11 protein-coding genes are annotated in these 13068 nt (G+C 51.0%); 8 read left to right on the top strand and 3 right to left on the bottom strand.

What is annotated here, in order from left to right; translation table 11 throughout:
• The first annotated feature begins 107 nt into the window (after positions 1 to 107).
• The 3 genes from ACN06F_RS09415 to ACN06F_RS09425 all read left to right on the top strand — a co-directional run bounded on the left by ACN06F_RS09415 (position 108) and on the right by ACN06F_RS09425 (position 2919).
• Positions 108 to 1001, top strand: a complete 894-nt coding sequence (locus ACN06F_RS09415) for a LysR family transcriptional regulator (protein WP_038484424.1) — start codon at positions 108 to 110, stop codon at positions 999 to 1001.
• Between the two features lie 146 nt (positions 1002 to 1147).
• A complete protein-coding gene (locus ACN06F_RS09420; RefSeq protein WP_433925088.1) occupies positions 1148 to 2029 on the top strand; it encodes an acyltransferase in 882 nt (293 codons plus the stop codon).
• Positions 1966 to 2919 (top strand): LysM peptidoglycan-binding domain-containing protein, encoded by a 954-nt coding sequence (locus tag ACN06F_RS09425; RefSeq protein WP_433925089.1) that lies wholly within the window; start codon positions 1966 to 1968, stop codon positions 2917 to 2919. Before ACN06F_RS09420 ends, ACN06F_RS09425 begins: the two co-directional genes overlap by 64 nt.
• Before the next feature lie 50 nt (positions 2920 to 2969).
• Here the strand turns inward: ACN06F_RS09425 and gcvT are convergent, their stop codons facing one another.
• Positions 2970 to 4082, bottom strand: a complete 1113-nt coding sequence (gcvT, locus tag ACN06F_RS09430; protein WP_433925090.1) for a glycine cleavage system aminomethyltransferase GcvT — start codon at positions 4080 to 4082, stop codon at positions 2970 to 2972.
• A gap of 93 nt (positions 4083 to 4175) precedes the next feature.
• A complete protein-coding gene (locus ACN06F_RS09435; protein WP_038484435.1) occupies positions 4176 to 5585 on the bottom strand; it encodes an alanine/glycine:cation symporter family protein in 1410 nt (469 codons plus the stop codon).
• Positions 5586 to 5995: 410 nt separating this feature from the next.
• On the opposite strand from ACN06F_RS09435, the gene gcvH reads away from it, so the two are divergent.
• Together gcvH and gcvP are read left to right on the top strand one after the other, a co-directional pair.
• Positions 5996 to 6385 carry a glycine cleavage system protein GcvH gene (gcvH, locus tag ACN06F_RS09440; protein ID WP_009724484.1) on the top strand — a complete coding sequence of 130 codons (390 nt, stop codon included), beginning with the start codon at positions 5996 to 5998 and terminating at the stop codon, positions 6383 to 6385.
• 77 nt (positions 6386 to 6462) lie between these two features.
• Positions 6463 to 9357 carry an aminomethyl-transferring glycine dehydrogenase gene (gene gcvP, locus ACN06F_RS09445; protein ID WP_433925091.1) on the top strand — a complete coding sequence of 965 codons (2895 nt, stop codon included), beginning with the start codon at positions 6463 to 6465 and terminating at the stop codon, positions 9355 to 9357.
• A gap of 63 nt (positions 9358 to 9420) precedes the next feature.
• Here gcvP and ACN06F_RS09450 read toward each other — a convergent pair whose 3' ends face one another.
• Positions 9421 to 10323, bottom strand: a complete 903-nt coding sequence (locus ACN06F_RS09450) for a LysR family transcriptional regulator (protein WP_038484441.1) — start codon at positions 10321 to 10323, stop codon at positions 9421 to 9423.
• A 176-nt stretch (positions 10324 to 10499) separates the two neighbouring features.
• On the opposite strand from ACN06F_RS09450, the gene ppnN reads away from it, so the two are divergent.
• From ppnN to ACN06F_RS09465, 3 genes are all read left to right on the top strand, one after another.
• The gene (ppnN, locus tag ACN06F_RS09455; protein WP_038484444.1) at positions 10500 to 11882 is read left to right on the top strand and encodes a nucleotide 5'-monophosphate nucleosidase PpnN; all 1383 of its coding nucleotides are present in this window, start codon (positions 10500 to 10502) and stop codon (positions 11880 to 11882) included.
• Between the two features lie 72 nt (positions 11883 to 11954).
• Positions 11955 to 12680, top strand: coding sequence for a sulfite exporter TauE/SafE family protein (locus tag ACN06F_RS09460; protein ID WP_038484447.1), 726 nt, complete (start codon positions 11955 to 11957; stop codon positions 12678 to 12680).
• A gap of 124 nt (positions 12681 to 12804) precedes the next feature.
• A complete protein-coding gene (locus ACN06F_RS09465; RefSeq protein WP_095602977.1) occupies positions 12805 to 13005 on the top strand; it encodes a hypothetical protein in 201 nt (66 codons plus the stop codon).
• Positions 13006 to 13068 lie beyond the last annotated feature (63 nt).

Consider the following 13068-nt stretch of genomic DNA (forward strand, 5'->3'; position numbering starts at 1 on the left):
TCGTTATGATGCGGTTGGATCTGTATAGCCAGTGTTGTACCAGATGATATATTTGTTAAGTTTGTTTTTCTTATCAATTTATATAAAAAACTTATTAAAGGGTCTGTATGACCGTTAAGCAACTTCGCGCTTTTCTGGCGGTAGCCCAAACTCTGAGCTTTACCCAAGCCTGTGAGCGCCTGCACTTGTCTCAGCCAGCACTCAGCTTGGCCATCAAAGGGCTTGAAGATTCGCTGGGGGGAAAACTGCTGATACGCAGTACCCGTAGCGTTCGACTCACACCTGAAGGTGAAACCCTTATCCCACTGGCGAAGCATTTACTTGCTCAATGGGATAATACTGAAGAGCGACTACGCCAACGCTTCACTCTCCAACTTGGCCGTTTAAGCGTAGCAGCCATGCCCTCTTTTGCGTGTAATTTGCTTCCCAGCGCTCTGGTTACCTTTCGTCGGCAATATCCTAAAATTAATATTACTGTCCATGATGTTATCAACGAAGAAGTCATCGACATGGTGCGCTCTCGCCAAGTGGAAATCGGCATTGCCTTTTTACCCGAAGGAACCGGCAGCTTAACGTTTACGCCACTCTTTGAAGATCAGTTTATCGCTGTTGTCCCCCCCGAATCAGGCTTGGCCCAGGCCAACACACTGAGCTGGGCCACATTGTTACAACAGGATTTTATTACCCTTCAACGCCCATCAATGGTGCGTAGATTGTTAGAGCAGGGACTTGCCAAACAACACATTGACTTACCGGTCGCTTTTGAAAGCCATCAGCTCTCAACCGTTGGTAGAATGGTGGCAGATGGCTTAGGTGTAAGTGCCGTGCCTTCAATGTGTATTCAGCAAATGCACCAACTCGGCGCTCGTTGCGTTCCCTTAACCTCACCAGGCATTGCCTGCCGAGTTGGGATACTGACGCATCATGAGTTATCTGTCGCGGCACAGGCACTGAGTAAAGTGCTAATCGAAGGTATCAACACACCGACACTGACGCCCTAGCACATCCGTTAAGCATGCTAAGGTTTGGTAATATACTGGGCAGCGGGGGCGTGATCCTTTAGCATTTACGCGGGGTTGCCTTTAAATTGGTCACCTATCGCTAGAATTGCACCACTGGTGTCATCATACGTAAAAGGAACTGTGGTATGTCTACTGCCAAAGGAGTCGTCAGCCTGTTGTTGCTGACGCTAACGACGCTGTTTTGGGGCGTGCCACTCATTTTGTTAACGCTGTTAAAAGTCATCACCCCAGGACGACATCAAAAACAGAGAATTCTTGATGGCCTGTGCAGCGTTGCGCTCAATTGGATTGGCGCAAATCTGTGGTGGATGCGCCGGTGGATCAAGCCTGATGTCAATATCAGCATTCCGGACTCACTCAGTCCACATCAATGGTGGCTGGTTATTTCAAACCACCGCAGTTGGACAGATATCTTCATTCTGTTTATGGCATTGCATCGCCGCATTCCAATGCCTCGGTTCTTTTTGAAACATCAGTTAATTTGGATTCCTATCGTCGGGCTGGCATTTTGGGCGTTAGAATTCCCTTTTATGCGGCGCTTCAGTCGAGAGCAACTTGCCAAAAACCCTAAACTCGCCACTATCGACCGTGAGTCAACTGAGCGCGTTTGCCGGCAAGCTAGAAATGCCCCTATTGCAATATTTAATTTTGTCGAGGGGACACGCTTTACCTTAGCAAAACGGGAAAAACAGCAAAGCCCATTTCGGCACTTACTGAGACCCAAGGCTGGCGGTGTCTCTCAGGTGCTTAGCCTGCTTGGTGACAAACTGGATGGCATTTTGGATGTAACCATCAGCTATGAAAATCCAACGCCAACTTTCTGGGGTTTTCTATGCGGAAAAGAGGCTTGCATTACACTTAACGCAAGGCAACTCGCTATTCCCCAATGGATGAACGAAGCCAACTATCACGAAGAACAGCAGCACAAGGAACGGTTCCACGCATGGATCAATTCACTCTGGCAGGAAAAAGACGCCTTGTTAGCCAAGCAAACCAACCACGACTAGCTCGGTGGTTAGCGGTCTGTGTGCTAGCAACGTTGTTAGTGGGATGTGCTGGCTCTCACTCTTCAAATGATCAAAATAACCCTGTCCCCAGTAGTACTGCCGGTCAAATAAATGGTGAATGGGTAGAGGTACAGCGCGGCGATACGCTGGGAAAACTTGCGAACCGAGCAAACGTTCCACTAGAACGTCTTGAACGCTTCAACCCCGGAACAAATGCTCAACGCTTAAACGTTGGACAGCGTTTATTAATACCTACCCAGCAAGAGCGAGCGCCCTCTGGCGGGCCCTATCGCTACCAGATTCGGCCTGGCGATACCTACTCAAGTATCGCGCGCCATTTTGGCACCACGCCGGGGCGTATACAGAGTGCCAATCCAGGCACCTCTCCAACAGCGCTCAGAGTTGGCCAAATTGTCAGTGTACCGCTTAGTAGCAGCACCACCTCAAGCAGCGCCAGCAGTTCCAGCGCAAGCCGGCCAGCGTCGGCACCGACGCCAAGCGCAAGCCTACCTGCATCTGCACGTCGTTGGCCTTGGCCCTTAGAGGATTACCGGATTGTGCGCCGTTTTGGTGCCGATAGCCGTGGTACGCTTCAACCTATGCTACTGGCCACACAAGCAGGTGCCAAAGCCCAAGCAGTCGCGCCAGGTGAAGTGCGTTTTGCAGATGGAATGCGCCAGCTTGGCGAAGTTGTCATTATTCATCATGCGGATAACTTACAAACCGTCTACGCGCTGTGCGAACGCATTTTAGTCCGTGTCGGCCAGCAAGTGAGTACAGGCGACCCGCTGTGTGATGTCGGCCAAAGTAGTGCGACACAGCGCTACGACTTGCTTTTCGACCTGCGTCAAGGTGGCAAACCGATTGATCCTCGACAAGTATTAAGATGACGTAAAAAAGCCCCTGAATTTCAGGGGCTTTTTTATGAACATTGGCGGTGTTAGCCGCGATAATAGCCCGGCTTCACAAACGGGGTAGGTGTCACCACCATCGGCAGCTGTTTACCTCTCACCAACGCATAAACAGTGGTCTCAGGCGCTTCCCATTCGCGCCCCACGTACCCCATGGCAATTGGCTTACCAACACTTGGCCCAAAGCCACCGGAAGTCACAACACCAATTTCATTGCCATTTGCATCAACTAAAAGCGCGCCCTCTCTTACTGGTGCACGCCCTTCTGCCACTAGCCCTACCCGCTTACGCGTATGATCTTTCGCGGCTACTTGGTGCAGAATAAGATCCGCTCCTGGGAAACCTGCTGGACGCTCCCCATCATGTCGGCGAGGCTTACCAATCGCCCAAATAAGCCCAGCTTCTACAGGCGTCGTCGTCATATCCATATCGTGCCCGTACAAACACAGCCCTGCTTCTAGGCGAAGCGAGTCGCGCGCACCCAAACCAATCGCTTCAACTTCGGGCTCAGCTAACAGCTGCTCTGCAAATGCCTGGCATGCATCAGAAGCCACTGATATTTCAAAGCCATCTTCACCGGTGTAACCGCTACGACTAATCCAGACTTCCTGCCCCGCCATCGTGAAGCGGCCATGCTGCATAAACGTTAGCTCACACGCTTGGGGGCACAAACGTTCCATGACATCGCGTGCTTGCGGGCCTTGCAGAGCCAGTAGCCCACGGTCGAGCACCTCAATGTGATGAGTAGCAGCAAGATTCGTACGCAGATGGGCAATATCCTGCTCTTTGCAAGCAGCATTGACGACTAAATAAAAATGATCACCTGCATTGACGGCCATTAGATCATCGATAATACCGCCATCAGTCCCGGTTAATAGTCCGTAGCGCTGTTCACCTTTGCTTAACCCCACTAGGTCTGCTGGGATGAGTGACTCAAGCGCTTCGGCAACATTGTCACCAGAAACCGCTATTTGGCCCATGTGAGAAACATCAAACAGCCCACATTGCTGACGTGTGTGCTCATGCTCTTTTTTGACACCCAATGGGTATTGCACCGGCATGTCATAACCCGCAAAGGGAACCATTTTGGCTCCTAGCGAAAGATGCAATTCATGGAGTGGCGTCTGTTTAAGGTCGGTCATGGGATTTCCTCGGTCGAGAAAGAGAAACGGGAAGCCATGACTGGCTTCCCGGCTCTATTACATCTTATCGGCCCATATTACGTTGAATAGGGCTTACTTATCATGATCCAGCGCTTCACCTGGCAGCACATCTTTGCCTGCAAAGTAATCACGGGTAAGTTTGAATACCACTGGCGAAAGTAGCGCCAGCGCGATCAAGTTAGGAATGGCCATCATAGCGTTAAAGGTATCAGCCATCAGCCAAATAAAACCAAGCTGCGCGATAGCACCCAGCGGGATTGCCAGAACGAACAGCACGCGATACAGCATAATCGAACGTGTACCGAACAGGAACTGACAGCACTTTTCGCCGTAGAAAGACCAGCCAAGAATGGTGGTGAATGCAAACACAGCTAGGGCAATCGCAACAATCTGGTTACCAAAACCGGGCAAGGCAGCATCGAACGAAAGCGCCGTCAGTGATGCACCCGCCTCACCATCAATCCATACCGTGGAGGTCAAAATAACCAGTGCCGTAATGGTGCAAACGACGATGGTATCGATAAAGGTGCCCAGCATGGCGATGAGGCCTTGGCGAACCGGGTTTTTGGTCTGCGCTGCTGCGTGTGCAATTGGTGCACTACCTAAACCTGCTTCGTTAGAGAAAATACCGCGTGCTACACCAAACCGGATAGCTGCCATTACTGCCGCACCGGCAAAGCCACCCGCTGCTGCCATCGGATTAAAGGCGTAATAGAAAATCAAACCAAACGCTTCACCAATTTGGCTTGCATTAATGATCAATACCAACAGCCCGGCAATCACGTAAGCAATCCCCATGATGGGCACTAGTTTACCGGCTACTTTTGCAATGCGCTTAATGCCACCGAGGATAACAGCACCCGCCAGCACCATGATAATTACGCCGGTTAGCCAATGCGGAACACCAAAGGTAGAATCCATAGCATCCGCTACAGAGTTGGACTGTACGGTGTTACCGATCCCGAAAGCTGCTACCGCACCAAAGAATGAGAACAGCCCCCCCAGCCAGAGCCATTTCTTACCGAGGCCATTCTTTATATAGAACATCGGGCCACCGACATGGTAGCCAGTGCTATCGGTTTCACGATAACGCACAGCCAGAACTGCTTCAGAAAATTTAGTGGCCATCCCCACTAACGCAGTGATCCACATCCAGAACACCGCACCTGGGCCACCAAGCGCAATAGCCGTTGCCACACCCGCGATATTACCTGTGCCAATCGTGGCAGATAGCGCCGTCATCAGTGCATCAAAAGGCGAAATCTCACCGTCTTGGTCAGCAGACGCCTGGTCAGCATCTGCTTTGCTAGGCTTAGGGTCGCGGCCTTGCCACATTAGTTTGAAACCCACACCGAGCTTTCTAATCGGCATCAGTTTCAAGCCAATCTGTAAGTAAATCCCTACACCTAGCAGTAGGACCAACATTATCGGGCCCCAAACGACACCGTTAATTGCCCCTAGGAGGTTAGTTAGTATTTCCACGCGCTTCTCCTTACCCTGTTCGTTAGCTCGTTTATTATGGGTACCGGGCAGTCAAGCTGCCTTATTTAATGCTGCTGAGTTATCAAACATTTCCACCATAGCGCGTCTCACGCTTTGAAAAAACGCATGATCAGCATGTTTTACACCATTTTCCTAGTGCGCATCCATCGTGATGTCGCAACTCAGCAGAGAAAGCATCTGTTTTTACAAATTCTAACAGATGTAAAGCATCAGGAAACTCGAAGTGGCTTTTTTGCCGCCATGGGGTGTTGAAGAAATTTGTTTCCGATTGGAAACACGTTAACATATGGCACAGATCGCCTGACTTAGAACTGGCCAATAGTCGCCAAGGCGAACGACAGGCGTTAGTATGCTCCTGTCCAGACAACTGTTTCATAAAGGGAATCATCATGAGCAATCTTCCTGCCAATCTTCGTTATGCCGAAAGCCACGAATGGGTACTTGACCACCAAGACGGTACCGTCACGATCGGCATTACTGATCATGCCCAAGAAGCGTTGGGTGACGTTGTTTTCGTTGAACTGCCAGAAGTCGGTCAGGCACTCAACAAAGGCCAAGAGTTTGGCGTTATCGAGTCTGTTAAGGCGGCTTCTGACCTTTACTCGCCGGTTAACGGTGAAGTTATCGAAGTGAATGAGGCACTTGAAGATTCGCCGGAGACAGTCAATGAAGCGCCTTATGAAGGTGGTTGGATCATGAAGGTGCGCCTGACAGACACAGCCCTTGAAGGGTTGCTAGACGCAGATGCTTACCAGGCAACACTTAGTTCAGACGATTAATTAGTCGGAAAGCCTGCGTAAAGCAGGCTTTCTAGTTTCACCCTGCGCGGTTTTCTCATTACGTTCGGAACCCTCCCATGCCATTTGAAACACGCCGTTTGGCCGAACTGGCCGACCATGATGCTTTTATCAAACGCCACAATGGGCCTAGCCCCGCTGATGTCGACACCATGTTAAAAGCGCTCAATTTGCAGCGCATGGAAGATCTTATTGAGCAAACCGTGCCAAGCGATATCCGCCTTGGCCGTGAGTTAGCCCTGGACGACCCACGCAGTGAAGCAGAAGCTTTAGACTATTTAAGCCAGCTGGCGCGCCAAAATCGAGTAGCCAAAAGCTACATCGGGCAAGGTTACTACGGCACCCACATGCCGGCAGTCATTCAGCGCAATGTGCTGGAAAATCCGGGCTGGTACACCGCTTACACGCCTTATCAACCTGAGATATCTCAAGGCCGACTAGAGGGCCTGCTCAACTTTCAGCAGGTCATTATGGATTTAACCGGTATGGAGCTTGCCAATGCTTCATTGCTGGATGAGGCGACCGCCGCAGCAGAAGCGATGGCGCTATGCAAGCGTAGCAACAAGAAAAGTAAGTCAACGGCTTTCTTTGTTGCCGATGATCTATTTCCGCAAACATTAGACGTTATCAAAACTCGCGCGGAGTTTTTTGGCTTTGAGCTAATCAGTGGCCCAGCAGAAACGCTGGCAGAACACGATGTGTTTGGTGCCCTGGTGCAATATCCTTCCGCCAGCGGCAACATCACGGACATTTCTCCTCTACTAAGTGCTGCCAAAGAACGCGGCATCATGACGTGCGTCGCCACGGATCTATTGAGCCTAGTGCTGCTTAAAGAACCAGGCGCAATGGGCGCTGATATCGTCGTCGGTAACTCCCAGCGTTTTGGTGTCCCCATGGGCTTCGGTGGCCCGCATGCGGCTTTCTTCGCCACATCCGACAAGCTAAAGCGCTCGATTCCTGGCCGCATTATTGGTGTATCCAAAGATAGCCGCGGTAACACTGCATTACGCATGGCCATGCAAACCCGCGAGCAACATATCCGCCGCGAGAAAGCGACTTCCAATATTTGTACTGCTCAGGCACTACTAGCAAATATTGCTGGCTTCTACGCTACCTACCATGGTGCAGAAGGCCTACGCAAAATTGCAGGCCGCGTGCATCGCCTCACCACCTTGCTAGCGGAAGGTCTTAAGCAAGGTGGGGTCATGTTAGCGAACGACAGCTGGTTTGATACGCTCCGCCTGACCCAAGTAGATGCTGGAAAAATTCATGGCCGCGCCATGACGCATGATATCAACCTTCATTACTTCGCCAATGGCGATGTGGGCATTAGCCTGGATGAAACTACGACAGCTCACGACGTCGCGACGCTGTTTGATGTGCTGTTAGGCGATGAGCACGGCTTGTCCGTCGCAGCGCTGGATGGACAGGTTATTAGTGACGAACTCAGCGGCATTCCTCCACTGTATCGGCGTGAAAGCAGCTTTTTGGAACACCCCACGTTTACCCGTTATCGCAGCGAAACCGAGATGCTGCGTTATTTGAAACGTCTCGAGAACAAAGACCTTTCCTTGGCTCATGCCATGATCCCGCTGGGTTCGTGCACGATGAAGCTAAACGCTACCAGTGAAATGATTCCGATCTCCTGGCCTGCGTTTGCGCACCTCCACCCGTTCGCCCCCCGCGACCAAGTGGCCGGCTATCATCAAATGATTGATGAGCTAGCCGCTTTCTTAGTGGAAGTGACGGGTTATGACCATATCTCCATGCAGCCCAACTCAGGTGCCCAGGGTGAATATGCGGGGCTGCTAGCCATTCGTCGCTATCAGGCAGCACAAGGAGAATCCCATCGTGATGTGTGTTTAATCCCCAGCTCTGCCCACGGCACTAACCCTGCGTCGGCCGCCATGCTGAGCATGGACGTTGTCGTGGTTGAGTGTGATGCCAACGGCAACATTGACTTGGATGACCTGACGCGCAAAGCCGAGCAGCACAGTGATCGCCTATCTGCAGTAATGATCACGTATCCCTCTACTCACGGTGTATTTGAGTCCCATGTTCGCAAGATTTGCGAGGTAGTACATCAGCATGGCGGCCAAGTGTATGTGGATGGTGCCAACATGAATGCTCAGGTGGGTTTGACGCGGCCCGGTGACTTCGGTGGTGATGTCTCGCACCTCAATCTGCACAAAACATTTTGTATACCCCACGGTGGCGGTGGCCCGGGCATGGGCCCGATTGGTGTCAAAGCTCACCTTGCCCCCTTCGTTTCCAATCACGTGGTTACGCCTATTAATGGTGTTAACCCAGAAAACAGTGCGGTTTCCGCTGCAGCATTTGGCAGCGCGTCAATTCTGCCAATCTCTTGGGCTTACATTAAGATGATGGGCGCACGTGGGCTTCGCGAAGCAACTGAGCTGGCTATTCTTAATGCCAATTATATTGCCAAGCGATTAGAGAGTGCTTATCCGATTCTCTACCGTGGCCAGAACGGCAATGTCGCCCACGAATGCATCATCGATATTCGCCCGCTCAAGAGTGCTTCTGGTATCAGTGAAGAAGATATTGCCAAGCGTCTGATGGACTACGGTTTCCATGCACCGACCATGTCGTTCCCTGTACCAGGCACACTGATGATCGAGCCTACAGAGTCTGAGTCACTCTACGAAATTGATCGCTTCTGTGATGCCATGATCGCGATTCGAGAAGAGATTGCGCGCGTCGAAAAGGGTGATTGGCCGCTGGATAATAACCCGTTGGTGAATGCCCCTCATACCCAAGCAGATTTGATGGATAGCGAGTGGCAACGCCCTTATGACCGTAAGCTGGGCGCCTTCCCAACAGAGGCTGTAGCTGCGTCAAAGTATTGGCCTGCGGTTAACCGCGTTGATAACGTATTCGGTGATCGGCAACTTATCTGCACTTGCCCTAGCATTGACGAATACCGCCGTTAATACTCAACGCATACGCTATTAGACGACAAGACATCCCTGTCTCTTAAACGCCCTTGGCGCTCGTTATTCGGGCACCAGGGGCGTTTTTTCTTGCAGGCGTTGGTGATGAAACCCCTCCAGTAGCTTTTCATAACGTTTCGGCAAGACCGAATCTCGCCGGCGCAATAGATAAAGCACTTCATTAATCCCTTGAGGTAACGCCAACGCTTTTACTTGGCGCTGCCAAGGGGAGGTTTCTAACACCAGGCGTGAGACAACGGTAAAACCTAGCCCTCGCGCGACCGCATCCAGCACCATGCTCACTTCATTAGTAAATCCCTGATGTCGAAAGTGCGTCATTGAACGAAATTCGTCTGGATAATTGGCGCGCAGCAGTGCGTTGGCGTGATTAATGCCGTCGTAGTAATTAAGAAAGCCTATGCCCATCAGGTCGGTTAGCGTGCTACCAGCGAAATCAGCAGGCACGACTAAACATAATGGCTCTTTGTGCCATACCGTGCAGGTCAATTCGGTATGGTTGACCTGCTCAGTCACGATGCCAATATCGTAGCGGCCTTCAAGCAGGTCATTAACGATTTCGTGATTAAAAGCAAAACTGTAATTGACCGTTAAGTTGGGGTGCATCTGCTGCTGGCCAAGAATAAAAGGATAAAACATCAACCCAACACTTCCTGGGGATGCAATCCGGCATTCACCGCTATCCAGCGAGTCGTCATCTAAACCATGGCGAAACTGCTCATGCTCGGCAAATAGCTTCAACGCATAATCATAAGCCCTTCGTCCAGACTCCGTTAGCGTAAAACTTCTGCCCTTTCTCTCTATCAGCGGTTTATCTAAATAGCTTTCTAACTTGCGGATATGCTGGCTGACGCCAGGCTGCGTCATCTCCAAACGGCGCGCAGTTCGTGTGAAACTCCCCGTTTCCACTAACGTTATAAACGTCCGAAAATACTGGGCATTAAACATAATAAAGCGCCATCTTAACTAGCCACCGTGTGCTCTTAACGAGAGCACAGAGTAGCACAATCCGACTCTTAAACGGACGCTAAGGACCAGCACTACCCTTATTGCTTGAATTCAGTTAGTAAAGGCCATGATAGTATGTGGTTTCGTTAACAATATGATTAGGGACAGCCAGACTAATGACGCAACTCCCAGTGCCGCGCGCCACCATTTCCAGCATTATTTCCCCGGAAGGGAGCCTCGAAGTGCTTTCCCAGCATGAGGTCAACCGTTTAAAAAGCACCTCTAAAAGTGGCCTGCATGACCTGCTACGCCGCTGTGCACTCGCGGTGCTTAACTGCGGCAGCCCAACGGATGATAGTTTGGCCATCATGGAAGCCTACAAAGACTTTGATATTGAAGTTTTACAGCAAGACCGAGGCATCCGCCTGAAGCTAACCAATGCTCCCGCCGAAGCCTTTGTCGACGGACGAATGATTCGTGGTATACGTGAACATTTATCATCCATTCTTCGCGACATTGTTTATGTTTACAACGAAATCCAACACCACAAGCGGTTTGACTTAACCACGGGTGAAGGCACAACTAACGCCGTGTTTCATATCCTGCGCAAGGCGGGCACGCTGAAGCCTGGGCGCGACCCAAGTTTGGTGGTGTGCTGGGGTGGCCACTCGATTTCCAGAGAAGAGTATGAGTATACCAAGGACGTTGGTTATCACCTTGGCTTGCGGGATCTAGACATCTGCACCGGCTGCGGCCCTGGCGCTATGAAAGGCCCCATGAAAGGAGCTAACGTTGCCCATGCAAAACAGCGTCGTAAAGATGGCCGCTATTTAGGTATTTCTGAGCCAGGTATCATTGCAGCCGAAGCGCCTAACCCTATCGTTAACGAGCTAGTTGTCATGCCAGACATCGAAAAACGGCTCGAAGCATTCGTGCGTTTAGGGCACGGTATTATTGTTTTCCCCGGAGGGGTGGGTACTGCAGAAGAAATTCTTTACCTGCTGGGAATCCTGCTGCATCCAAGCAATCACGATATTCCCTACCCACTCGTGTTTACTGGCCCAGCTGATTCTGCCGAGTACTTCCAGAAAATCGATGAATTCTTAGTTTATACGCTGGGCGAGGATATCCGCCGCTACTACACGATTATTACCGGCAATCCTGTGGCTGTCGCACGCAAAATGCGTGAAGAAATTGACGAGATTGCAGACTTCCGCCGCAAGCATCAGGACGCTTTTTACTACAACTGGCGTCTTACCATTGCACGTGACTTTCAGGCCCCCTTCGAGCCAACCCATGAAGCTATGCGCGGTCTAGCGCTTCACCGTCAGCAGCCTACTCATGAACTAGCGGCCAACTTGCGTCGTGCTTTTTCTGGCATTGTGGCGGGTAACGTTAAAGAGCCGGGGATTCGAGCAATTGAAGCCCATGGACCTTTTGAGTTAACCGCTGAACCAGAACTCATGCAGCGCTTAGACGAGCTATTAACCTCATTTGTCGCCCAAGGACGCATGAAACTTGATGGACAAGCATATACACCCTGCTATGTTCTCAAGTAACTAATTTAGCAAGCACAGCCTTTATCAGGCGCAACCCAGCCACGCTGCGCCTGATACATCAGGAAACTCACCGTGATTATTGCTCTTTTAACGCTGATTGCAGCAGGCATCATCAAAGGTGCCATCGGTTCTGGCGTGCCAGTCATAGTCGTACCTGTTCTCACCATGCTCTACGACGTGAAGCTAGCCATTGCCGTATTAATCGCCCCCAATTTGTTCAGCAATGTTTTACAGGTTTGGCAATACAGGCATCATTTGTTGCCACTGCGTTTTCTCGCTGCCTTCTCTTTATCAGGTGGGTTAGGCATTGTGTTGGGCACATGGGGATTAGTCGTGTTATCACCCACTCTTTTATCGCTTGGGGTGGCCGCGTCGATCGTGCTCTATTTAGTCATCAAAATAGCTAGGCGAACGCTTGCTCTTCCTTTCGCGACCGCCAACCGCATCGTACTGCCTGTTGGCTTGCTCGCTGGCGTACTGCAAGGTGCGGCGGGTATGTCAGCACCCGCGTCTGTAACGTTTCTAAACGCAATGCAGTTGGAGCGACGCGTGTTTATCGGCTCTATCTCTGTGTTTTTTGTTGCCATCACCTGCGTGCAAATACCCGCGCTGCTGAGTGCGGAAATACTCACACTGGAACGCACGCTTTACAGCTTTATAGCGCTATTCGTCATTCTCGCCGCCATGCCCATCGGCGCACAGCTCGGCAAACGCCTACCGCACCGTTGGTTTGATAATCTCATCATGCTGTTGCTAGCAGGCATTGCAGTCAAAATTATTGTGGATGCTGCACTTTAAACCATGACGACCGCCTCACTGAGCAGAAAGAGTGTCAAACCGCTACACTGATAACGCAGTCGCAACTCCTTGCCTAGGCGTTAATGGCAAGGTGAGAACCACCACCAAGGAAAGGATAAACAGCATGGAAATGATCGATCAGCTTCGGGATGGAAAAACCAAAGCATTCGCCAAGCACTGCTTTGAACGCTACTCCCCTGAAGAGCTGAATGCAGCCTCAGAAGGTGCGCCGGATCAGGATGAAATGGCGCACTGGGAAATTACCGCAGGCCAATGGGAAGAAGCCATTGCAGCCGCACTTGCAGATCACCACTCACAAGGCTAAATAGAGTGCTCAGCAAAAATGAGTATGGTTGCGCCACCTGTGGCTTGTTCTTCAATTCCCCTA

The organism is Vreelandella sp. 21, assembly GCF_050995515.1.
Lineage (GTDB): Bacteria > Pseudomonadota > Gammaproteobacteria > Pseudomonadales > Halomonadaceae > Vreelandella > Vreelandella alkaliphila.

Bases quoted from the DNA above. Each gene is read 5' to 3' on its own strand.
- ACN06F_RS09415 (WP_038484424.1), top strand. From the start codon at position 108: ATGACCGTTAAGCAACTTCGCGCTTTTCTGGCGGTAGCCCAAACTCTG.
- ACN06F_RS09420 (WP_433925088.1), top strand. From the start codon at position 1,148: ATGTCTACTGCCAAAGGAGTCGTCAGCCTGTTGTTGCTGACGCTAACG.
- ACN06F_RS09425 (WP_433925089.1), top strand. From the start codon at position 1,966: ATGGATCAATTCACTCTGGCAGGAAAAAGACGCCTTGTTAGCCAAGCA.
- gcvT (WP_433925090.1), bottom strand. From the start codon at position 4,082: ATGACCGACCTTAAACAGACGCCACTCCATGAATTGCATCTTTCGCTA.
- gcvH (WP_009724484.1), top strand. From the start codon at position 5,996: ATGAGCAATCTTCCTGCCAATCTTCGTTATGCCGAAAGCCACGAATGG.
- gcvP (WP_433925091.1), top strand. From the start codon at position 6,463: ATGCCATTTGAAACACGCCGTTTGGCCGAACTGGCCGACCATGATGCT.
- ACN06F_RS09450 (WP_038484441.1), bottom strand. From the start codon at position 10,323: ATGTTTAATGCCCAGTATTTTCGGACGTTTATAACGTTAGTGGAAACG.
- ppnN (WP_038484444.1), top strand. From the start codon at position 10,500: ATGACGCAACTCCCAGTGCCGCGCGCCACCATTTCCAGCATTATTTCC.
- ACN06F_RS09465 (WP_095602977.1), top strand. From the start codon at position 12,805: ATGGAAATGATCGATCAGCTTCGGGATGGAAAAACCAAAGCATTCGCC.